This is a genomic window from Rhizobium sp. NZLR1, from assembly GCF_017357385.1.
Taxonomy (GTDB): domain Bacteria; phylum Pseudomonadota; class Alphaproteobacteria; order Rhizobiales; family Rhizobiaceae; genus Rhizobium.
Genome location: NZ_CP071632.1, coordinates 238966 through 261178, shown reverse-complemented (window position 1 = coordinate 261178; position 22213 = coordinate 238966). Strand labels below are relative to the sequence as shown.

Here is a 22213-nt window from a genome sequence, read left to right as displayed (position 1 = left end):
CCTAGTTAAGACATGATCCGGCACCATGGAAGAAGGCACTTCAAACTCACCGAGTGACATTTGCAGCACCGGCAAGAATTATGACGTCCTGCAATGGGATGCGCGCGAGGAATGCGAGGTCCGGCAGATCCTCGACCGGATCGCCGACAAATGGTCGCTGCTCGTCATTGCGCTGCTCGAAAAACGCACGCTTCGCTTCACGGAATTGAAGAGGAATATCGACGGCATCAGCCAGCGCATGCTGACGACGACGCTGCGGCACCTGGAGCGGGACGGTATCATCGAGCGCACCGTCTATCCGGTCGTGCCGCCGAAGGTCGATTACGCGTTGACGCCGCTCGGCTGCACGCTGCACGAAACGATCCGTTCGCTGGTGCTGTGGACCGAGCAGAACCAGGCCGGCATCATCGCCGCGCGGCAACGCTACGATGCGCGAGCCGACAGCGGCCTTTAGCCGGGCAACGAATGCTGGCGGGGGCTTTGGCCTGCATGCCGCGACAGATGAATTTGGGCGAAGCCTATCGAGCGCGCGCCGGGTTGCCGATCACGGTGGCGTTCGCCGGCACATCCCTGGTCACCACGGCGCCGGCGCCGACGATCGCACCATCGCCGATCGCGACGCCGCCGAGGATGATGGCGCCGCCGCCGATCCAGACGTCGCTGCCGAAAACGACCGGCCGAGCGATCTCGATGCCCCGGCTGCGAAGCGTCGGGTCCTTGTGATGTTCGGCGCAATAGATCCGCACGCCGGGGCCGAACATGGTGCGGTCGCCGATGGTCACCCGGCCGGAATCGAGGATGGTGCAGCCGGCATTGAAATAGACGCGCTCGCCGAGAGTGATGTTGATGCCGTAGGAGCAGTGAAACGGCGCTTCGATGAAGACATCGGGTGCCATGCCCGCAAAGAGCGCCCTCAGGGCTGGCGCCATGGCGCCGCGTTCGTCCGGCGGCAGCGTATTGTGGGCATGGACAGCCCGGCGCGCCTGCCGGCGCAAGAGATCGAGTTCGTCATCGAGGCAGCAATACCATTCGCCTGCCGCCATCTTCTCGCGTTCGCTTGCCGGCATGACCTCGCCTCTCACGCCGAGGCCTCTGACAGCATCTCGATCTCGTCTGCTTCGATCAGGCTGACCCAGGCGCGGGCGATGGCAAGGCCCGCGGCATCGGCGCCACGCCCATGTCTTGCCGCCAGTTCGGCATGGCTCTCCAGCCAGCCTGGCGCGATGCGCTCGATCGTATCGGGGAATTCGGCCTTCCATTGCGCGACGACCGCGGAATTGGCCTCGAAATGGAACTGGGTGCCATAGACGGCGCGGCCGATGCGGAAAGCCTGGTTCTCGGCGACAGGGCTTGTCGCCAGACGCACCGCGCCGGCGGGCAGGGAAAACGTATCGACATGCCATTCGAAGATGGTGAATTCGCCGCCAAGCGCCGACAGCAGCGGGTCGGCCTGGCCCTCCTCGGTGACGCCGATCCCGTGCCAGCCGAATTCGCGGGCGCTTCCTAGCAAATTGTCGCCGCCATAGGCGCGGGCGAGGATCTGGCTACCGAGGCAGATGCCGAGCACGGCCTTGCCGGCATCGCCGAAGCGGCGCGAAAGCCGGACGAGCTCCGGCAGATAGGGGTGCGTCTCGTCATCCAGCGCGCTCTGCTCGCCACCAAGAACGACAAGCGCGTCATGGCCGGATATATCCGGCGGCAGGACGCCGTCCTGCCACACCCGGAACCACTCGATCTCCGCTTCCGCCTCATGGAGTGCAGCGGCAAGCGCGCCGAGGCCGGTGTTCTTCATATTTTCGATGACTGCGACTCGCATGGGTTTTTCCCGGTATTGCCGATAGAGGAAGAGACCATGCCGGCGGGTGGCGCGCAAGACGCTGGCGATTGCGCGCGCCAACAACAGGGCTTACATCAGCGCAGAGAAAAGGAGTCTGCCATGACCGAAAAAGCCCGTGTCTCGATCCTCTACTGCACTCAGTGCAACTGGCTGCTGCGCGCCGCCTGGATGGCGCAGGAGCTGCTGCACACTTTTTCCGACAGTCTCGGGGAAGTAGCGCTGATCCCCGGCACCGGCGGCAATTTCGAGATCCGCGTCAACGGCGATCTGATCTGGGAGCGCAAGCGCGACGGCGGCTTTCCCGGGCCGAAGGAACTGAAGCAGCGGGTGCGCGATATCATCGAGCCCGGCCGCGATCTCGGTCATGTCGACCGCGCCTTGCTCGAAAGCTAACGGCGGCAACTCAGCGATAGGGCGAGCGGCAGGTCTTGTAGATGCCTTCATAGGTGAGGAAGCGATCCGTTCTTGGATCGTAGGAGCGGTATTCATTGCTGCACCAGGCGACATGGCTGTTCTTGTCAGCCACCTTCGGCTGCAGCCGGCGCACCGGCGGCGGCTCATAGGTCAGCTGCGGCCGGCCAGCCGCACCCGGCTGGTAATAGGTCGGACCCGTCGCGCCGCGCGGGCGGTAATTCGGCTGGACATAGGCGGGTCGATGCCATTGCTGCGGCCCGAAACCGAAGCACCCGCGAAAATCGCAGAGCGTCGATCCGGTGTTGAGCGGCCCGATCCCCGGCTTGCCCAGCTTCAGCGAATCAGCGCCCGCCATGGCAGGCGCGAGAACGGCGAGAAGACCGGCGAACACTAGCATGCGGACAACGGGCATGAGGGATTCCTTTCGATATTTCCTTTATATAGGGCGTACCAAGCGAAGCGCTATGCCTGCCCTCCGGCCGCTCCCTCTCATATGACCGACTGTTTTTCGCCAACTGTCAGAAAAACTTCAAAAACCCGGTTGACAGTCAGGAGCCGCCCCCTTACATCGCTCTCCGTCGCCCAGATGGCGGAATTGGTAGACGCGCCAGCTTCAGGTGCTGGTACCCGAAAGGGTGTGGAGGTTCGAGTCCTCTTCTGGGCACCATTCCATTCTTGATCGCTACCGGATCAAGGAGTTAAGCCTATCCAAAATTTACGCATTTGTGCCTGTGGAAACAGGCCAGCAGCAATGCGTTCAAGGCTTGCCTGCTCAATTCCACGGACTTTCAAAATCCATATTAACGCGTATGCCGGTCGCCGATACCCAGCCGCCATTGACTTGTTCATTGCCGAATGGAACATAAAGCGAACAAAATGGAGCCTTGTGATGATCCGATACGCCACATCCGTAGCCAGCGCCCCTGAGCCTTCAAAGGCGCGCGAGGCGCCAGCCGCCAAGCCGGCCATTGAAATGCCTCCGCCCAACCAGGTCGTTGATGTATCCTCGGCCGGTGCGGCGCTTGCTGCCTATCCGCTGCTGGTCGGCTCCGAGTCAGACGAGTTCGGCTCCGACACTTTGCCAAAGATCACAAAGCCACCACGCCGTGCGGCAAAAAATCGGAAGGCTAAAGTAGCCGAAGCAGCCAGCACTCCACTCCAGCTTGATCTAGAGGCCTAACCGTCTCTTCGGGACAAGAATAGCGGCGATTCCGCGAACTCCTCCCATATTCTATATAGCACTTCGGAATCCCGAAATTGGTTGCCGACTTGAAATCATTGGATGTTTCGCCACGGCAACACCTCGCAAAACCCGGCGGATTTCGGAATCCCGAAGCGGGGGAATTTCGGGATTCCGAAGTGAGGTTTTTTTCGGGACGACGTGTGCATCTGTCGACAGTAAGCGGCCGGCGGACCGGTATCCTGCGGGAGCCATCAGCAGAGCTTTCCCTTATCGGGCGGTTCGCAGCATGTGCATCTCATGCGTCAGCGCCGCTTTGGCCGGCGCGTGATGGCGTGGTTGATGGCCTTCACGCGGCCATTTCGACCGTCGTATTCCTGCTGTCTGGAATAACGGTCAGAACCCCCATGCCGGCCTCTCTGGCGGCGCTCAGAAGCAATTCTCTGAGTCGGTCCATCCCCGCTTGCCCCATGACGGCATCGGCGCAAGCCTTCACCGCCGCCACGTACTCCTCTCCATCCTCAAACGGCCAGTCCACCATCAGAACTTCGGCTGCGTCGTGGAGCGTCCTGACGATCTTGCGCTTGTGCCGGTCGCCGAGAAAGAGAACGAGAGGCGCAAAATCCGCCGATGTGTTCCATTGCATGGCACTTTCTCCCCAAGAGTTAGAATATTAGTAACAATGCAAAAAGCGTGCCGGGGAAGGCGGGAGGCGCTATCGTTGCCCGATAGAGCCGTTTTCTATCGACGGCCTCGGCAATGGATGCGTGACGAGTGCGGCCAAGCGGGGCTGTTTCATTGCTCAACGCATGGCCTGCCGAAAGCGCGGCCGCCTCGTCCGACACCCCCGCAAGCCTCGCACAAGAACGAAATCGGATACCGGGACCAGGATGGGCATACGGCCGTGCCGCCTGTGAGCGCCCCGCATGCCGGATTGCCTCGCCGGGCAGGCCGGAAACCATAATTGTTTCTAAACACTCTGGAGTTCGCTCGGGATGAAAGTCGTAATTCTCGCCGGTGGTCTGGGTTCGCGCCTCGCCGAAGAGACCAGCGTCCGGCCTAAGCCCCTGGTCGAGATCGGCGGCATGCCGATCCTCTGGCACATCATGAACATCTATGCCCATCACGGGCTCGATGATTTCATCATCTGCGCCGGCTACAAGGGCTATATGATCAAGGAATATTTCGTAAACCTTGTTCTGCACCACAGCGACATCACCGTCGACCTCGGCGCCAACAGTATCAACTATCACGGCGGTAAACGACCGAACTGGCGCGTGACCGTGGTCGATACCGGCATGCATTCGATGACCGGCGGCCGTCTCGGGCGCATTCGCGACCATCTGACACCAGGCGAACCCTTCTGCATGACTTATGGCGACGGTGTCGGCGACATCGACATCGCCGCCGAAGTCGCCTTCCATCGCGATCACGGCCTGAAGGCGACGATGTGCGCGGTAACCCCGCCCGGACGCTACGGCGCCACGAATATCGAAGGCCAGTTCATCACCTCCTTCGTCGAGAAACCTCGAGGCGACGGCCAGCGTATCAATGGCGGCTTCTTCGTGCTCGACCCTTCGGTGGTCGATCTCATCCCAAGCGACGACACGATTTGGGAAGCCGGACCGCTGGAATGGCTTGCCGCCAACAACCAGCTTGCCGCCTTCAAGCATGACGGCTTCTGGCAGCCGATGGATACGCTTCGCGAGCGCACCCATCTGGAAGAACTCTGGAATTCCGGGAAGGCGCCGTGGAAGCAATGGGCCTGACCGATTTCTGGAAAGGGCGGCGGGTTTTCCTCACCGGCCATACCGGCTTCAAGGGTTCCTGGCTTTCCCTGTGGCTGGAACGGCTCGGCGCTGAGGTGAGCGCGGTTTCCCTGGCGCCTGAGACCGAACCGTCACTCTATCGGAAACTCGCTCCCTGGGACGATCGCGGCCATCACATCGTCGATATCCGCGACGCCGAGGCGCTTCTTTCTCTCTCCAGGCGTTTCGAGCCGGAGATCGTCATCCATATGGCGGCGCAGGCGCTGGTGCGGCGTTCCTATGAGAACCCGGCCGAGACCTTCTCGACCAATGTCATGGGAACGGCAAATGTTCTCGACGCAGTCAGGCAGACGCCCTCCGTCAAAACAGTGCTGGTCATCACCTCGGACAAGGTCTACGCCAATAATGGCAGCGGCATCCCCTTCGTCGAGACCGATACGCTCGGAGGCAAGGATCCTTACAGCAATTCCAAAGCCTGTACCGAACTCATCTGCCAGAGCTACCGCGACAGTTTTTTCAATGGCCGAGATCTCAGGCTCGCCACGGTGCGCGCCGGTAATGTCATCGGCGGCGGCGACTGGTCCAGGGATCGGCTGATCCCGGATTTCATCCGCGCCTTCGAAAGCAACCAGCCGATCATGCTGCGTTATCCCGCGGCGATCCGCCCCTGGCAGCACGTACTGGAGCCGCTTGGCGGTTATCTCGGCTTCGCGAAAGCGCTGACCGAGGAACGCGTCAAGGATCTGCCGAATGCGTTGAATTTCGGCCCGCATCCCGAAAGCTTCGCCACTGTTTCCGAACTTGCCGAGGCGCTCGGGCGTGCGCATCGCGTCGAAGACGTGTGGCGGCTGGCGCCGGGGGAACATCTGCCCGAAGCGCCGGCGCTGACCCTGAGCTCGGCGCTCGCGCTCGACACCATCGGCTGGCGCCCGCGGCTGAGCCTGCAACAGACCATCGACTGGACTGCCGCCTGGTACAAAGCCAACCGCGAGGGCGAAGACATGCGCGCCTTCTCGCTCGGCCAGATCGCGGCATATGAGGAAGCAGTATCATGACAGCGCACAATTGCCGGTTTTGCGATGCTCCGTTGAAGCATCGTTTCGTCGACCTCGGCTCGACGCCGCTCGCCAATGCCTATCTGACGGAAGAGCAACTCGAGCAGCCGGAGCCATCCTATCCGCTGCGCGCCTTCGTCTGTTCCGAATGCTGGCTGGTGCAGGCCGATGCTTTCGTCCCGCCGGAAGACATCTTCAGCCACTATGCCTACTTCTCCTCCTACAGCGACGGCTGGGTGGAGCATGCCCGCCAGTTTACCATCATGGCCCGCGAACGTTTCGGCCTTACCGCGGCGTCGCAGGTCATCGAAGTGGCGAGCAATGACGGCTATCTTCTCAAACATTTCGTCGAGGCCGGCGTGCCGGTGCTCGGCATCGAGCCGGCTGAGAACGTCGCGGAGGTGGCGCGGCAGATCGGCGTTCCTACGGAAGCGCGCTTCTTCGGCAAGGAAACCGCTGCCGACCTCGTCTCCCGCGGCCTTGCCGCCGACATCGTCATCGGCAACAACGTGCTGGCCCACGTGCCTGATATCAACGACTTCGTCGGCGGGCTCTCTGCCGTTCTGAAGCCGGATGGCGTTGTCAGCGTTGAATTCCCGCATCTGCTGCGGCTGATGGAAAACATCCAGTTCGACACGGTCTACCACGAGCATTTCTACTATCTTTCGCTGCTCGCCGTCGAAAAAGTCTTCGCCGCGCACGGCCTCGATGTATTCGACGTAGAGGAACTGCCGACCCATGGCGGCAGCCTCCGCGTGCTTGCCTGCCGTGCAACATCCACGGTTCACGCAATCGGTCACGGCCTAGCCAAAGTCCGCGCCGCTGAGGCGGCTGCCGGCTTCGACAAGGTCGAGATCTACGAGGCCTTCCAGAACCGCGTCGCGCCGATCAAGGACGGGCTGCTCGCCTTCCTCAACGAGGCCAAGCGCAACGGCAAGACGGTCGCTGCCTATGGCGCTGCAGCCAAGGGCAATACGCTGCTGAATTTCTGCGGTGTCGGCACCGACCTGATCGACTACGTGGTCGATCGTAATCCGCACAAGCAGGGACACTTCCTGCCGGGAAGCAAGTTGCCGATCTATGCGCCTGAGAAGATCGACGAGACGCGGCCGGACTACATTCTCATCCTGCCCTGGAACATCAAGAACGAAGTCGTTGCGGCCAACAGCAGGGTCGGAGCCTGGGGTGGACGCTTTGCCGTCGCCGTGCCGGAACTGACGGTGCTCGGATGAAATTCCTTCCGACGGCGGTTTCGGGCGCCTTTGTCGTGGAAGTCGACGCGCGCTCCGACGACCGGGGAATGTTCGCACGAACCTTCGACGCACAGACCTTCGCGGCGCGGGGTCTGGTGCCCGTCTACCCGCAGTGCAACGTCTCCCAGAACCACATGCGCGGGACGCTGCGCGGCATGCATTACCAGGCCGAGCCGCGGCCGGAGGCGAAGCTGGTGCGCGCCACGCGCGGCAGGGTCTTCGACGTGGCACTTGATCTCAGGCCGGATTCGCCGAGCTATCTCAAGTGGGCCTCCGTCGAGCTCGATGCCATCAGTCACAATGCCTTCTACATACCTGTCGGATGCGCGCACGGCTTCCTGACCCTCGAGGACGACTGCGAGCTCTTCTACCAGATGTCGCAAACCTACGTACCGGAACTTGCCCGCGGGGTCCGCTGGGATGATCCCGCCTTTTCCATCGCCTGGCCGTTCATGCCGAGCATCATCAGCGAGCGCGACGCCGCGCTTGAGAGCTACGGCCAGGAGACAAGCCTTTGAGCGGCATCAAACTCAGCATCTGCATCCCGACGTACAATCGCGAGGCCTACCTCAGAAACGCGCTGACCTATTGCCGGAACGACTATAAATTCGATTTTCCCTTCGAGATCGTCATCTGTGACAATGCCTCCACTGATCACACCCAGCAAGTTGTCGAGGAGTTCATCGGGCACGGATTGCCGATCCGCTATTACAAGCGTGAGGTCAATGCGGGCGCTAACGCCAACGTCACGAGCGCTCTTCGCCTCGGCAGGGGCGAATACGTCGTCTATCTCGCCGACGACGACATCCTGATTGCCGATGCGGTGGCCAACACCGTCAAATATCTCGATGAGAACCAGGATGTGACCTGCGCCCATGCGCCCTGGTTCCTCTATGACGAAGTCGCCAAAAACGACATCACCAAGTTCTACAATGTCGAGGAGGATCGGAAGTTTCCGCGCGGCAGCTTCGGCGACGTCTTTCAGTATATCTTCGAACGCCACATCTTTCCGGAAATCGCGATCTACCGCGCGTCGGCCCTGCGGTCGGCCTGGATCCCGCGGGACATCTGCTTCTACCCGTTCCCGTTCCTTGCGCATTTCCTCGATCAAGGCGCGGTCGCCTTCCTGCAGCGGCCGTTCTATCGCTCCATCGCCAATTCGGCGATCGTTCGTGACCGTCCACAGGAAGGCGCCAATGACGTCATGACGAGCTGGGATCGTTATCGCGGCGGACTTGAATATTTCCTCTATACGGGCGCCAGGCGCGGGGCGGTGATCCTGACGCCCGAGTCACGTCTCAAGTATGAAGAGATGTGCAAGATCTTCACGCTCAACCGCATGGCGGTCGCCTTCCGCTTCTGGGCCGCGCGCAAGAATTTCATCAAGGCCTATGAGCTCTATACCCGCATCATGTGGGGCGGGATGCTCGACCACCCGGAAATTCGCCCCTTCCGCGAAGGGCTGCCTCTGATGGTCGCCATCCAGACGCTGGTGAGCGAAGTGAATTCGGCAATCGGCATCGACACGTTGCTTCTCGGCGGCTTCTCGGAAATCACCGCACTCGAAGGCCTGATGCGCGAACTCGGCCTCAATGAAAAGGTGAAGGTTACGGTGGAAATCAGCGACAGCCCACTGGAAAGCACTGCCGTCTTCATCAACGTCGACAGCGACCGGGAATATTTCGTAGCACTCGGCTACCTGCCCAATCTGGTGTTCCACGAGCACGATGTCGCCCGGCACATCATCATGTGAGCCTCGCGCCAGTTTCAAAAGCTAGCGTCGTGGCGGGCGCCCGCGTCTCGATTTCAATTCAACAGAAATTAGCGGCATGACAAACAGGATCTTCTACACCAAGCCTTCCATCACCCAGCTTGAAATCGATTATGCCACGGACGCGGCAGCGACCGGCTGGGGCGCACGCTGCTACGACTACATCAACCGCTTCGAACGCGACTTCAAGACCCATCTCGGTAGCGACTTCGCCATCGCTACATCGAGCTGCACCGGCGCCATGCACATGGGCCTGGCCGCGCTCGGTGTCGGCGAAGGCGACGAAGTGATCCTCGCTGACACCAACTGGGTCGCCACCGTCTCGCCGATCGTCCACCTCGGCGCCAAGCCGGTTTTCGTCGACGTGCTGCCGGACTCCTGGTGCATCGATCCAGACGAGGTCGAGCGGCACATCACCTCGAAGACCAAGGCGATCATCGCAACCCACATCTACGGCAATCTTTGCGACATGGATGCGCTGCTCGAGATCGGCAAGCGCACCGGCATCCCAGTGATCGAGGATGCGGCGGAAGCGATCGGCTCCGTTTGGAACGGCCGCCGCGCCGGCTCGATGGGCGCCTTCGGCACCTTCTCCTTCCACGGCACGAAAACGTTGACGACGGGCGAAGGCGGCATGTTCGTCACCAACGACGCCGCGCTTTACGAACGGGTGCTGACGCTCAGCAACCACGGCCGCGCGCGCGGCCAGACCAAGCAGTTCTGGCCCGACGAAATCGGCTTCAAATACAAAATGTCCAACATCCAGGCGGCCATCGGCTGCGCACAGCTCGAGCGCATCGAAGAACTCGTCGCCCGCAAGCGGGAAATCCTCGCCGCTTACATGGTCCGGCTTTCCGCCCTGCCGGGCATCTCGATGAACCCGGAATATAGCGGCACGATTAACGGCGCGTGGATGCCGACCGCGGTCTTTCATCGGTCGACGGGTATTGTCCGCGAGATGATGCAGCAGGCCTTCGAGACCGCCAATATCGACGCGCGCGTCTTCTTCCATCCCCTCTCCAGCCTCTCCATGTTCGATGACCGGCCCGAGAACGTCAACGCCTGGAGCATTCCGGGCCGCGCGATCAACCTGCCCAGCTATCACGACATGAGCGAAGCCGATATCGACCGGGTGGCGGCAACGCTGCTCGATGTGGCGGCCGGGCGGATCTACCATAACAGCACGGCATTGCGGCAGTCGGTCTAAGGCAGCCCTACAGCGAAGGACAAAGAACAGTCATGACCACGAAGGACGATCGTCTCGAATTCGAAGCCCACAGGCGGGAGATGTCGCTTGCGCTCGGCAAGGACGAGGCAAGTTTCCAACAGTCGCTGAACACGCTGATCGGGCTCGACAAGTTCGACTACTTCTATCTCTGGTCATGGATGGGCGTGCCGATCATCCAGCTTCCGGTCGATATCCTGGCGACACAGGAAGTCATCTGGGCGACCAAACCCGATGTCATCATCGAAACGGGCATCGCGCGCGGCGGCTCGCTGATCTTCATGGCGTCGATCCTCGCCGCCACGGGCAATGACAAGGCCAAAGTTGTCGGGGTCGACATCGACATCCGCGCCCATAATCGCGAGTCGATCGAATCCCATCCGATGTCGAGCCGGATCAAGATGATCCAGGGCGGTTCCGTCGACGACGACGTGCTTGCCGCCGTGAAGGCCGAGATCCCGCCGGGCGCCCGCGTCATGGTTGTGCTCGACAGCGACCATTCCTACGAGCATGTTCTGGCGGAATGCCGAGCCTACGGTCCGCTGGTGACGGAAGGCTGCTACCTCGTCGTCGCCGACACGCTCATCGGCCACTTGACCGAGGAGCAGGCCTTCACGAAGCGCTCCCAGATTTGGCTGCGCGGCAATGAGCCGCTGAAGGCAGTCACCGATTATCTGGCGGAAACCGACCGCTTCGAAGTCGATCCGGTCCTGAACGGCAAGCTCGTGCTGTCTTCGTCGCCGGGCGGCTACTGCATCTGCCGCAAGGCGTGAGCGGACAATCAGGGATAGCCGTTCATGGCGCAAGTGGATATCGTCAACCTCAAGGACAATGCGGATCCGGCACGACGGCTCCGACTTCCGATCAGGGACGATAGCGGCAGGCATGTGGGCGACCTGCAATGCATCGACAGATCGATGCTCGACGAGCCTGGCCTGATCGACGACCTGACGACGTGGCGCAACCAGTCGATGCCGTTTTTCCTCACCCAGTTTAGCGCCAGCAAGGAACGTACGCGGCGGTGGCTCGAAAGCATCTCGCTGCCCGCCCATGACCGAATCCTATTCGTCATTTGCGATCCCGGCGGAAACCGGTTGGGCAATTTCGGCGTCTGCAACATCCGGCCCGGCTCGGCCGAATTCGACAATGTCATCCGCGGCCGGGCGAGCGATATCCGCAATTTGATGTTCCATTGCGGCATGACAATGCTGGAGTGGACGTTCGCCGGGCTTGGGGCCGAAACGGCCGAGTTGCACGTCTTCTCCCACAATGAAAAAGCGATCGGCCTCTACAAACGGCTGGGCTTTTCGGCAGCCGAAAGCCTGCCGCTGCGGCGCATCGAGGAAGAGGACATGGTCAAATATTCGGTCGTTGATCGACCAGAAGCAAATGCCGGCTTCGACTATCTGAGGATGGAATTTCCGATCGAACGTTTCCGACAGGCGCATTCAGCGGCTTTGCTGACCGGCTGAAGCGCCTAGAGCCTTTCCTGGTCAGATTGAAGCACTCTGCCGGAGCAGGCTTTCGTCAGGGCAGAGGCGATTGGCGATGGGCATACCCCAGGTACATCCGAGCCGATCGCCTCTGATCCTGGCGGAAAGATGTCCGGCCCACCGGCCGCACCGCTTCGCTATGGCAAAGCGATAAGTGCGTCCGGCGATTTCCAAGTCTTGCAGATTTGCCAGGCAAATCTGCGGGAGGGTTGGCTGAAACGGGCCGCCTGCTCGACCGGCCGGCTTGGCCGTAGAGCTAGGCTACGACGCGCGCCGGCCGGTCGAGCATCCGACTCCGTTTGAGCCAACAGAATGCTTCAATCTGACCAGGAAAGGCTCTATCGCACCGGCTGATAGTGGCCGCGCAGCGGAACCTTGTCGTCCATCGAGATGAAGCCGTCGCGTTCGCAGACATACATCAGCGTCGGCATGCCGCCCGAGCGGAAGATTTCGTCGTAACGGCGGCGGATCTGGACGGTTTCGGTGCGGCAATTATAGGATTCTTCCTCCTTCTTGTCCGGCTGCGCCTTGACGCCGGGCAGACCCTTGTAGGGATAGAGAGGCTGAACGCTGGAATCGGCCGATTTCGTCCAGTCGACGGCAGAGGCGGACGCGGGCGCGAGGCCGGACACGGCAACGAGCGACATCAGAAGCATCATCATGAGCCGCATGGGAATTCTCCTGCCGGCAATAGGGCACTCACAGGATGTAGGAAAACCGGAGACCGTCATCAAGCGGCGGTCGCGGGCGATTTCCTGAAATAACTTCTGATAACGGGATGGCCGAAGAGGCCGGCAAGGATCGCAAAGGCCGCGCCGGCGACGAAACCGGCGAGAAGACCGCCGATGACGCCGGCGACCAGCAGGATCTTCTTTCCCGGGCCATCGGCCTTGACCGGCGGCTCGGCCGGCGAGATGACGCGAATGTTGCTCTGGTTGAGGTTCTGCTCCTCGTTCGTCTGGCTGGAGCGCTTCAGCACCGTCTCGTAGATATCGCGGGCCGCCGTCGCCTTGCGCTGCAATTCGTTCAATTCCACCTGCTTGTCCGAGGTGCTCGCCTGCAGCGCCTTCTGCACGGCAAGTTCTTTGGCGATGCTGTCCTCGGCGGCCTTGGCCTGCTCGTACTCGCCCCTGGCGGACGTGGCGAGACGCTGCAATTCGCCCTTGATTTCACCGGCAATGCTTTGCAGGGAGGAGCGGGCCGCCTGCAGGCGCGGATGGCGCGTGCCCATCTGGCTTTCGAGGCTGCCGACGGCGGCGGCCTGGGTGGCATATTGCTGGCGCAGGCTGACCAGCGGCGAGGTGACGCCACCCTCCGCCTGGTTGCCGGCGACGATGTCCTCGACGCGGAGATTGGCGACGGCATCGGCGCGGGCCTTCGCCTGAATGGTCTTTTCCTGTGCCGTCACCAGCAGCGTGTTCAGCGAGACGAGCCGCTGATCGGAGATCAGATTGCCTTCGGTGGCGACCATGTCGTTGTCGGCGCGGAAGGTTTCGACAGCCTGCTCGGCCTCCAGTACCTTCTGGCGCAGATCGTCGAGGCGTCCGTCGAGCGTCGAGGAGGTGTTTTCGTAGATGCCGTTCGAGGCGCTGTTCTCCTCCTCGGTGAAGGAGGTGACGACTTGGTTGGCGAGCCTTGCGGATTTCTCGGGATCATTGGTCGTCGCGGCAAGCGAAACGACATAGGTGCTGGCCTGACGGGTGATGACCAATGCCTTCTGCAGGGCGCCGATCACGGCGGCGCCGTCGGTGCGGCCACCGGTGAATTCCGGATCCTGGTCAAGCTTCATGGTCTCGACGACGCGGCGCAGCACATTGCCCGAGGTCAGGATCTGCACCTGGCTGTCGATCAACGTCGAGATCATTTCCGGCGAAGGCCCCGACGATTGCCCGCCTGCATCGGCAAGGCCGATCTGGCGCGGATCGAAATAGAGGCTGCTGATGGCGGTGAATTTCTGCCCGATGGACGGCGCCACCGCCCCGCCGGCAACGGCGCCGAGCAGCGCCAGACCAAGCACGACCAGCCGTCGGCTCCAGATCGCCGCAACGCTGGAGCGGAGATCGAGAAGCGGTGCGGCAGGCGCGGGCGCTGCGTTCGACCGCGCGTCCACGGTCGGTTGTTTCAAAGGTGTGGTCGGAGGCGAAGGCGCCGGGCGCTCGGACCGGCGGGGTTCCACGACACTTGCCGGTGGCGGCACAAAGGCAGGAGCGGCGGGTTCGGGCACCGGCGGCACGAAATCGTCCGGACGGACGACGGGGCTGCGCATGCGCACGCCTTCCGGCGCAGTCTGAGTTGACTCATAACTGCGCCAGCCAGGGAGCCGGCTTACCCTGTTCCTGTCATACTGGTCCATACGCGCACTCGTGTCCCGCCCAGCGTGAAAGACTGAAGCCGAGGTGCTGAGACTTTAGAAATTCTTAGCTAACGGACCGTTAAAATAATTTCTGCAACGCCGATGTTGCGATTTGCCGCGATTGCGAGGATAGCCATGAGGACCAGACGACATCTGACGGCGCTGCTGCTTGCGGCCGCTCTCGTCCCGTCGCTGGCCCTTGCCGCCGACGCGCCCTGTTTTCGCGGCGTCAATCTTTCCGGCGGCGAATATGGCGAGCGCGGCGGCGCCTTCGGCATCAACTATACCTATCCCAGTGAAGACACGATCGGCTATTTCGCAGAAAGAGGCATGACGATCATCCGGCTGCCCTTCCGCTGGGAGCGGCTGCAGCCGGCGCTCGGCGGGCGGCTCGACGAGGACGAGTTCGAGCGGATCAAGGATACCGTCGGGCTGATCCGCAAGCACGGCATGACCGTGCTGCTCGACCCGCATAATTTCGGCTATTACGATAAGACGCAGATCGGCACGGTGCCGGCGACGGATGCAGCCTTCGGTGATTTCTGGGCAAGGCTCGCGGTCGAATTCGCCAATCAGGACGGCGTGCTCTTCGGCCTGATGAACGAACCGCACGACATCAAGGCGACGGACTGGCTCGATGCCGCCAATGCGGCGATCCGCAGCATCCGCGCCGTCGGCGCCCGCAACCTCATCCTGGTGCCGGGCACCGCCTGGAGCGGCGCGGCAAGCTGGGAAAAGGACGTGATCGGCGGCGCCAACGGCACGGTGATGCTCGGCGTGCGCGATCCGCTCGACTTCTACGCCTATGAGGTCCACCAGTATCTCGACGCCGATTCCTCCGGAACCCACCCGACCTGCGAAGGCTCAGGCGCCGCCGTCGAGGCGATCACCGGCGTCACCGCCTGGCTGAAGAAGAACCACAAGCGCGGCTTTCTCGGCGAATTCGGCGCCTCCGCCGACAAGGACTGCATGAGCGGGCTAACCGAGATCTATTCCACCATGTCTGATAATGGCGACGCCTGGCTTGGCTGGTCCTATTGGGCGGCGGGCGAATGGTGGCCGGCCGACGAACCGTTCAACGTTCAGCCGCGAAAGGGCACCGAGCGGCCGCAGATGCGGCTTCTCGCCGCCTCGGCAAAAGCCAAAGCCGGCGCCTGCGTCACCGTCAAGCCGGCGGGGAATTGACATGGCGATCCTCGACCAGAAGGCAGCGAGTTTCACCATAGCCGGCAACCGGCTCAATGCCGCCGGTCAAGCGTCGCGCATCGACTACCCGGTGCTCTGGCTCGGCCTGCTGTCGGTGCTCTACAACGGCATTCTCGCCTTCATCAACCACAACATCATGCCGCTCTCGATAACGCATGTCGCCGCCAGCGAGGGGCTGATCATGGCGAGCGCCATCCTCTACATTCTGCACAAGGGGATCTACGAGACGGACCTCCCGGCCTTCCTGTTCCTGCTGTTCACGCTTGTCGTGACGATCTACGTCAGCGTGCTGAACCGCATGCTGTTCGTCGATCATTTCCGCAACGTGCTGATCATCTTCTGCTTTACCGGCCTCGGCGGCTGGAGCAACGAGAAAACCATGAAGCTCGCCTTTCGCTGGGCGAGCCTTGCCGTGATGATCTTCCTGATCTTCGAGATCGTCAGCGTGCCGTTCTACGTCAGCATCGTCCATCCGTCCGATTATTTCGCCAATACGCGCGGGCTGCTGCCGTTGAGCTACAACACGACAGGCCTGTTCCAGAACGCGCTCGGCTTTCCCGAGCGTTTCTCCTTCGGCATTATCGACCACCGCTCGTCGTCGATCTTCCTCGAACAGGTGTCGCTCGCCAATTTCTGCGGCGTGATCGCGATCTATCTGATTTCCATGTGGGAAAGGCTTAGTCGCTGGGACCGGTTGCTCATGATCGGCACGGCGGTGCTGATCCTGGTGACGAACGATACGCGCACGATGCTGATCTTCTGCCTTGCCTGCATCGGCGGCTATTTCGTCTTTCCGAAGATCCCGAAGAATTTCAATCTGGCGCTGATGCCGCTGATCGTCGCCGCTGGTTTCCTCGTCTACACTCTGAAACCCAATGCGACCGGCGACAATTTCACCGGCCGCATCAACCTGACGATGAAGAAGGTCATGGATCTCGATCCTCTCGCCATCCTCGGGCTTTCGGTCGACCGGGTCGCCGAATTTGCCGACAGTGGCTATGTTTATCTGATCTACGCGGCGACGATCTTCGGCGTCATCGCCTTCTGGCTGTTTGTTTGCCTTTTTCCGGCGGGACGCACGGCGGCGCAGCGGCGTTGCGCCCATTCACTTTCTCTTTTCATTTTTCTGAATATGATGATCGGGGGGACCGCTGTTTTCTCGATGAAGATCGCCGGTCTCCTGTGGTTCGTCGTCGGATATATGCGCTTCCACGACAGCCCGCGCATCCGGCAGGATCGTGCGGCAGATGTAATGAGTTGACCGTAGCGGCACGGCGCCCGCGCGAGCCCGAGGAGCAAGACGCTCGATGCTTGTCCAGCTTCAATATCTGCGCGCCATCGCTGCGCTGATGGTCGTCTATTTCCACGCGATACTGCAGCTTGCCAAGGTCAACCCCGCCGTCGACGCCACCGCCTTCGTCTATGGCGAGACCGGCGTCGACATCTTCTTCGTGCTCAGCGGTTTGGTAATGTGGCTAACAACGAGTGGGCGGGCGATGAGCCCCATCGATTTTGCCCGCCGGCGGATCAAACGCATCGTGCCGCTCTATTGGCTGGCAACGCTGTTTTCGGCCGTCGTGGCGCTGGCGGCCCCGTCATTGCTGAAATCGACAGTGTTCGACCTGCCGCATCTCATCGCCTCGCTGTTCTTTCTGCCATGGGCCAATGCCGCCGATCCGAGCACGATCGCCCCCGTCGTCGTGCCGGGCTGGACGCTGAATTACGAGATGTTCTTCTACCTCGTGTTTGCGCTGCTGCTGGCACTCCCGGAAGTCCGCCGGATTCCAGCGATGTTGGCCGTCTTTGCCATGATCCTGATCGGCTGTCGGCTGCTGCCTGAGATGACGGCCAGCCGGTTCTACGGCGAGCCGATCATCCTGGAGTTTCTCGCCGGCGTCGTGCTCGGCTGGCTCTACCGGCAAAAGGTGCTTCTGCCGAACCGCTGGGCATGGGCGGCACTGGCCCTGGGGTTCGCATTTCTCTTCATCAACGAGGCGCTGATGGGGCCGGAAAGCCGGTTCTACGCCTGGGGCATTCCGGCGATCTTCATCGTCTACGGCGCGGTCTCCATCGACTTTTCCAGGCTGCCTTTTATCGGCTGGCTGAACTATCTCGGCGACTGCTCCTACAGCATCTATATCACCCACGCCTTCACGTTGGCTTTCCTCAGGGTCGCCGCCGACCGCCTGCCGATCGGCATCCTGAAGCAGCCGGTCCTCTTCGTGATCCTGTCGCTGGTGCTCTCGTCGATCGGCGGCGCACTCATCCACGAAATCACCACGCCCCGCCGCAAGGTCGCCGTGGCAGGCCGCCCGCCGGCCTAAGATTCAGCGCTCGAAGGCGAGAATACGCATCCCGGCGGCGCTGGCGGCACAGTTTTTCGCGCAACTTCTCCTAAGCTATGCCCAACGTGAGAGAACTTGCAGAAACATGACGGTTCATCTTGCAATTTGTCGCATGAATGAAAGTGCGCCGGCCTGTTCGCCGCCGGGGCTTTGATCTAAGCACGGCGGCGGTCTTGAAGAGGGAAGAGCGAGAGACATGAGAAGCTATGTATTGACGGTATCCTGCAAGTCGACGCGCGGCATCGTGGCGGCGATTTCGAGTTATCTGGCCGACAAGGGCTGCAACATCATCGACAGCTCGCAGTTCGACGATCTCGATACCGGCAAGTTCTTCATGCGCGTCTCGTTCATCTCGGAAGAGGGTCTTTCGGGCACCGAGATCGGCGCCGATTTTCCACCGGTCGCCGCCCCCTTTTCGATGGATTACGAATTTCACGACAGCGAGAAGCGCATGAAGGTGCTGCTGATGGTGTCGCGCTTTGGCCATTGTCTCAACGACCTGCTCTACCGCTGGAAGATCGGCGCGCTGCCGATCGACATCGTCGGCGTCGTCTCCAACCATTTCGACTACCAGAAGGTCGTGGTCAACCACGACATTCCCTTCCACCATATTCCGGTCACCAAGGCCAACAAGGTTCAGGCCGAAGCCCGTATCATGGAGGTGGCCGAGCAGACCGGCACCGAGCTGATCGTGCTCGCCCGCTACATGCAGATCCTGTCGGACGAGATGTGCCAGAAGATGTCGGGCAAGATCATCAACATCCACCATTCCTTCCTGCCGAGCTTCAAGGGCGCCAACCCCTACAAGCAGGCCTACGGCCGCGGCGTCAAGCTGATCGGGGCGACGGCGCATTACGTCACCGCCGATCTCGACGAAGGCCCGATCATCGAGCAGGACACGGCGCGCATCACCCATGCGCAGTCGCCCGACGACTACGTCTCGATCGGCCGCGATGTCGAAAGCCAGGTGCTGGCCCGCGCCATCCACGCCCATATCCATCACCGCACCTTCATCAACGGCAACCGCACCGTGGTCTTCCCGGCAAGCCCCGGCAGCTACGCCTCCGAACGCATGGGTTGATCGCGGGCGAGACCCACTCTCTTTTGCTGGCAAACGACAATCTCCCGTTGCCTGCCAGCAGCAAGTATTTGATTATCGCCTTCAATAGGTAATCGAATCATGCTGCGGGAGGGGTGTCATGACCGACGAGGCGCTTGTTGATCGCATGGCGCTGCCGCGTCCCGACGTGACCGTTGCCGACGCGGAAGAGATCCTGCTTGCCCATTACAGTCTGTCCGGCGCCGTTGCCGAACTCGGCAGCCAGCAGGATCGGAACTTCCGCGTCGATAGCCATCGCGGTCGCTACGTCCTGAAGATCTGCCATGCCGTTTACGAGACCCGCGAACTCCAGGCGCAGAATGCGGCGATCCATCATCTCAAGAGCAGGCAAGATGCGCCACGCGTTCCCAATGTGATCGCCACCAATGACGGACGGGAGATCCTCGTCCTGACCGTGCGCGGACAAGGCTGCCAAGTCCGGCTGCTCGAATATCTGGAAGGCCAGGGGCTGACGGAACTGACCTATCTGGCGCCGGCTTCCGTCGCGGCGCTCGGCGCGCTCTGCGCGCGGCTGGCGCTGGCGCTTGCCGACTTCAACCACCCCGGCCTCGACCGCAGCCTGCAATGGGATCTCAGGCGCGCCGGGCCGGTCGCGGTGCAACTGCTTTCCGTCATCACCGACAGCGCCGCGCGCGACCGGATTGCCAAGACCATGGTGATGGCGGTCCGCCGCATCCAGCCCTTGGCGCCGTCGCTTCGGCTGCAGGCCGTGCATCACGACGTTACCGGCGACAATGTCGTCGGTCACCGCAATGCCCATGGCCATATAATCCCCGACGGGGTGATCGATTTCGGCGACATCATCCGCGGCTGGCTGGTCGGCGACCTCGCCGTCACCTGCGCCTCGCTGCTGCATCATGCCGAGGGCGACCCTTTTCATATCCTCCCCGCCATCACCGCTTATCAGGCGATCTATCCGCTGACCGAGGAGGAGCTGAAGGCGCTCTGGCCATTGATCGTCGCGCGCGCGGTCATTCTTGTCGCCAGCGGCGAGCAGCAGATTTCGATCGATCCCGAGAATGATTATGCACGCGGCAATCTGGACCGCGAGCGGGCGATCTTCGATACAGCGATGTCCGTGCCCTTCGAGCTTATGGAAGCGGCGATCCTCAAGGCCGCCGGCGCCGATGTCGCCGCCCCGGAAACTTCGGGATGGCTGCCGCTGCTGCCTGACATCGAGCCCGCCGGGATCGCCTATGTCGATCTTGGTGTACGGAGCCCGCATTTTTCCGCCGGCAACTGGCTGAATGCCGACATGGACTGGCGGCTGCTTGCCCGCGCTGCGACCGAAAACGGCACGGCCGCGACGCGCTACGGCGAATATCGGCTTTCCCGGGCGGGAACCGCCAGGGGACAGGCGACCTGCGCCCTGCATATCGATATATGCCTTGCCGCAGGCAGCGCCGTTGCTGCGCCGTTTGCCGGCCGCATCGGCTGGAAGGACCAACATCTGACGCTGACCAGCGACCGCATGACCCTGCACCTCGACGGGCTCGACCTCTCGGTCGAGAATGAAGCCGAGGTTGCCGGCGGCGACCCGCTCGGCACGGTCGTCGGCGAGGTTTCGTCGCTCGGCGGGCTGCGCGTCCAGCTTTGCAGCGTCGCGGGGTTCGAGCCGCCGCTCTTTGCCACACCGCGCGAGGCAGCGGCCTGGTCGGTGCTCTGCCCTTCTCCGTCGCTGCTCCTCGACCGGCAAGCGGATGCGCCGCGACCGGAAACCGCCGAGCTGCTCGCCAGGCGGCAGGCGCATCTGGCAGGGGCGCAGAAGAATTATTACGCGGTGCCGCCGCAGATCGAGCGCGGCTGGAAGGAGCATGTATTTGATGTCGAGGGCCGCACCTATCTCGACATGGTCAACAACGTCTCCATTCTCGGCCATGGCCATCCCAAGCTTGCGGCGGCGATCAACGCCCAATGGCTGCGGCTCAACACCAATTCCCGCTTCCACTATGCCGCGATCGCGGAATTTTCCGAACGGCTCGCCGCGCTTTCACCGGATGGGCTCGACGCGGTCTTCCTCGTCAACAGCGGCTCGGAGGCGAATGATCTGGCGATCCGGCTGGCGCAGGCTCATAGCGGCGCGCGCAACATGCTCTGCCTGCTCGAAGCCTATCACGGCTGGTCGGCGGCAAGTGACGCCGTCTCCACCTCGATCGCCGACAATCCGCAGGCACTGACCACCCGTCCGGACTGGGTGCATGCCGTCGTGTCGCCGAATACCTATCGCGGCGCATTCCGCGGTCCCGATACGGCGACCAGCTATGTCGGCGCCATAACGCCCGTGCTGGAGGCGATCGACGCCGGCGGCAAGGGCCTTGCCGGCTTCATCTGCGAATCGGTCTACGGCAATGCCGGCGGCATTCCGCTGCCGGACGGTTATCTCAGCCAAGTCTATGCGCAGGTGCGCGCTCGCGGTGGCCTTTGCATCGCCGATGAGGTGCAGGTCGGTTATTCCAGGCTCGGACATTATTTCTGGGGCTTCGAGCAGCAGGGGGTCGTGCCTGACATCATCACCGTGGCCAAGGGCATGGGCAACGGCCATCCGCTCGGCGCCGTCATCACCACACGGGAGATCGCGCAATCGCTGGAGAAGGAGGGCACGTTCTTTTCCTCTACCGGTGGCAGCCCGGTCAGCTGCATCGCCGGCATGGCGGTGCTCGACATCATGGCCGAGGAGATGCTGCAGGAAAATGCCCGGACGGTCGGCGATCATCTGAAGGCGCGGCTTGCCGCACTGATCGACCGCCATCCGATTGCCGGCGCCGTGCATGGCATGGGGCTCTATCTCGGCCTCGAATTCGTCCGCGACAGAACGACGCTGGAGCCGGCCACCGAAGAGACGGCGGCAATCTGCGACCGGCTGCTGACCCTCGGCGTCATCATGCAGCCGACCGGCGATCACCAAAACGTGCTGAAGATCAAACCGCCGCTCTGCCTCAGCATCGAAAGCGCGGATTTCTTCGCGGACATGCTGGAGAAGGTGCTCGACGAAGGCTGGTGAGAAAGGCTCTCTCCGGATTAACCAAATCGGTCATTTCGAGGCATTTCGATTTTTAACGAAACGGGCCATTGCCTGATTCAGCCGGGCTTCCTATGTCTGCTGCGGCGATTGATAGAACGCTGATTCTGTCATGCGAATTTTACGAAGAGCTGATATGTTTCTTTCCGTAAGTTTCCACTTGGATGGAATGA

General features: G+C 61.8%; 23 protein-coding genes and 1 tRNA gene. 17 read left to right on the top strand and 7 right to left on the bottom strand.

Going from position 1 to position 22213, the window contains the following annotated elements; all coding sequences use genetic code 11:
• The first annotated feature begins 25 nt into the window (after nt 1-25).
• A complete protein-coding gene (locus tag J3O30_RS01260) occupies nt 26-454 on the top strand; it encodes a helix-turn-helix domain-containing protein (RefSeq protein WP_207582523.1) in 429 nt (142 codons plus the stop codon).
• A gap of 64 nt (nt 455-518) precedes the next feature.
• On the opposite strand, the gene J3O30_RS01255 is transcribed toward J3O30_RS01260, so the two are convergent.
• Nucleotides 519-1067, bottom strand: coding sequence for a sugar O-acetyltransferase (locus tag J3O30_RS01255; RefSeq protein WP_207582522.1), 549 nt, complete (start codon nt 1065-1067; stop codon nt 519-521).
• Nucleotides 1068-1078: 11 nt separating this feature from the next.
• Nucleotides 1079-1816 carry a type 1 glutamine amidotransferase gene (locus J3O30_RS01250; RefSeq protein WP_207582521.1) on the bottom strand — a complete coding sequence of 246 codons (738 nt, stop codon included), beginning with the start codon at nt 1814-1816 and terminating at the stop codon, nt 1079-1081.
• A 120-nt stretch (nt 1817-1936) separates the two neighbouring features.
• On the opposite strand from J3O30_RS01250, the gene J3O30_RS01245 reads away from it, so the two are divergent.
• A complete protein-coding gene (locus J3O30_RS01245; RefSeq protein ID WP_207582520.1) occupies nt 1937-2230 on the top strand; it encodes a SelT/SelW/SelH family protein in 294 nt (97 codons plus the stop codon).
• Nucleotides 2231-2240: 10 nt separating this feature from the next.
• On the opposite strand, the gene J3O30_RS01240 is transcribed toward J3O30_RS01245, so the two are convergent.
• Nucleotides 2241-2663 carry a BA14K family protein gene (locus J3O30_RS01240; RefSeq protein WP_207582519.1) on the bottom strand — a complete coding sequence of 141 codons (423 nt, stop codon included), beginning with the start codon at nt 2661-2663 and terminating at the stop codon, nt 2241-2243.
• Between the two features lie 168 nt (nt 2664-2831).
• Between J3O30_RS01240 and J3O30_RS01235 the strand changes: the two genes are divergently transcribed.
• Nucleotides 2832-2918, top strand: a tRNA-Leu gene (locus tag J3O30_RS01235).
• Nucleotides 2919-2941: 23 nt separating this feature from the next.
• On the opposite strand, the gene J3O30_RS01230 is transcribed toward J3O30_RS01235, so the two are convergent.
• Complete coding sequence (locus J3O30_RS01230; RefSeq protein ID WP_207582518.1) at nt 2942-3220, bottom strand: hypothetical protein; 279 nt, start codon at nt 3218-3220, stop codon at nt 2942-2944.
• Between J3O30_RS01230 and J3O30_RS33690 the strand changes: the two genes are divergently transcribed.
• Entirely contained in the window at nt 3141-3431 is a 291-nt protein-coding gene (locus tag J3O30_RS33690) for a poly(hydroxyalkanoate) granule-associated protein (protein ID WP_221116650.1), read from the top strand. The two genes, J3O30_RS01230 and J3O30_RS33690, sit on opposite strands and share 80 nt — an antisense overlap.
• 349 nt (nt 3432-3780) lie before the next feature.
• On the opposite strand, the gene J3O30_RS01225 is transcribed toward J3O30_RS33690, so the two are convergent.
• Nucleotides 3781-4077, bottom strand: coding sequence for a DUF982 domain-containing protein (locus J3O30_RS01225; RefSeq protein ID WP_207582517.1), 297 nt, complete (start codon nt 4075-4077; stop codon nt 3781-3783).
• 349 nt (nt 4078-4426) lie between these two features.
• Between J3O30_RS01225 and rfbF the strand changes: the two genes are divergently transcribed.
• From rfbF to J3O30_RS01185, 8 genes are all read left to right on the top strand, one after another.
• Nucleotides 4427-5200 (top strand): glucose-1-phosphate cytidylyltransferase, encoded by a 774-nt coding sequence (gene rfbF / locus J3O30_RS01220; RefSeq protein ID WP_207582516.1) that lies wholly within the window; start codon nt 4427-4429, stop codon nt 5198-5200.
• On the top strand, nt 5191-6255 hold the full coding sequence (rfbG, locus tag J3O30_RS01215) for a CDP-glucose 4,6-dehydratase (RefSeq protein ID WP_207584235.1): 1065 nt from the start codon (nt 5191-5193) through the stop codon (nt 6253-6255). The genes rfbF and rfbG overlap by 10 nt, the downstream gene beginning before the upstream one ends.
• Entirely contained in the window at nt 6252-7487 is a 1236-nt protein-coding gene (locus J3O30_RS01210) for a class I SAM-dependent methyltransferase (RefSeq protein WP_207582515.1), read from the top strand. Before rfbG ends, J3O30_RS01210 begins: the two co-directional genes overlap by 4 nt.
• Nucleotides 7484-8026 carry a dTDP-4-dehydrorhamnose 3,5-epimerase gene (gene rfbC, locus J3O30_RS01205; RefSeq protein WP_207582514.1) on the top strand — a complete coding sequence of 181 codons (543 nt, stop codon included), beginning with the start codon at nt 7484-7486 and terminating at the stop codon, nt 8024-8026. The genes J3O30_RS01210 and rfbC overlap by 4 nt, the downstream gene beginning before the upstream one ends.
• Nucleotides 8023-9261 carry a glycosyltransferase family A protein gene (locus tag J3O30_RS01200; protein WP_207582513.1) on the top strand — a complete coding sequence of 413 codons (1239 nt, stop codon included), beginning with the start codon at nt 8023-8025 and terminating at the stop codon, nt 9259-9261. The genes rfbC and J3O30_RS01200 overlap by 4 nt, the downstream gene beginning before the upstream one ends.
• Nucleotides 9262-9337: 76 nt before the next feature.
• Nucleotides 9338-10486 carry a DegT/DnrJ/EryC1/StrS family aminotransferase gene (locus J3O30_RS01195; RefSeq protein WP_207582512.1) on the top strand — a complete coding sequence of 383 codons (1149 nt, stop codon included), beginning with the start codon at nt 9338-9340 and terminating at the stop codon, nt 10484-10486.
• 32 nt (nt 10487-10518) lie between these two features.
• A complete protein-coding gene (locus J3O30_RS01190; RefSeq protein WP_207582511.1) occupies nt 10519-11277 on the top strand; it encodes a CmcI family methyltransferase in 759 nt (252 codons plus the stop codon).
• A 24-nt stretch (nt 11278-11301) separates the two neighbouring features.
• Nucleotides 11302-11976 (top strand): GNAT family N-acetyltransferase, encoded by a 675-nt coding sequence (locus J3O30_RS01185; protein WP_207582510.1) that lies wholly within the window; start codon nt 11302-11304, stop codon nt 11974-11976.
• A gap of 359 nt (nt 11977-12335) precedes the next feature.
• Here J3O30_RS01185 and J3O30_RS01180 read toward each other — a convergent pair whose 3' ends face one another.
• Nucleotides 12336-12668: a hypothetical protein gene (locus J3O30_RS01180; RefSeq protein ID WP_207582509.1), complete on the bottom strand. Its 333-nt coding sequence runs from the start codon at nt 12666-12668 to the stop codon at nt 12336-12338.
• Nucleotides 12669-12727: 59 nt separating this feature from the next.
• A complete protein-coding gene (locus J3O30_RS01175) occupies nt 12728-14350 on the bottom strand; it encodes a GumC family protein (RefSeq protein ID WP_207582508.1) in 1623 nt (540 codons plus the stop codon).
• A 135-nt stretch (nt 14351-14485) separates the two neighbouring features.
• Here J3O30_RS01175 and J3O30_RS01170 point away from each other — a divergent pair, with 135 nt between their 5' ends.
• The 5 genes from J3O30_RS01170 to J3O30_RS01150 all read left to right on the top strand — a co-directional run bounded on the left by J3O30_RS01170 (nt 14486) and on the right by J3O30_RS01150 (nt 22022).
• The gene (locus J3O30_RS01170; RefSeq protein ID WP_207582507.1) at nt 14486-15535 is read left to right on the top strand and encodes a glycoside hydrolase family 5 protein; all 1050 of its coding nucleotides are present in this window, start codon (nt 14486-14488) and stop codon (nt 15533-15535) included.
• 1 nt (nt 15536) lies between these two features.
• Nucleotides 15537-16817 carry a hypothetical protein gene (locus J3O30_RS01165; RefSeq protein ID WP_207582506.1) on the top strand — a complete coding sequence of 427 codons (1281 nt, stop codon included), beginning with the start codon at nt 15537-15539 and terminating at the stop codon, nt 16815-16817.
• Between the two features lie 46 nt (nt 16818-16863).
• Nucleotides 16864-17880: an acyltransferase gene (locus J3O30_RS01160; protein WP_207582505.1), complete on the top strand. Its 1017-nt coding sequence runs from the start codon at nt 16864-16866 to the stop codon at nt 17878-17880.
• A 217-nt stretch (nt 17881-18097) separates the two neighbouring features.
• The gene (purU, locus tag J3O30_RS01155; RefSeq protein WP_207582504.1) at nt 18098-18982 is read left to right on the top strand and encodes a formyltetrahydrofolate deformylase; all 885 of its coding nucleotides are present in this window, start codon (nt 18098-18100) and stop codon (nt 18980-18982) included.
• A gap of 118 nt (nt 18983-19100) precedes the next feature.
• Entirely contained in the window at nt 19101-22022 is a 2922-nt protein-coding gene (locus tag J3O30_RS01150; RefSeq protein ID WP_207582503.1) for an aminotransferase, read from the top strand.
• Nucleotides 22023-22213 lie beyond the last annotated feature (191 nt).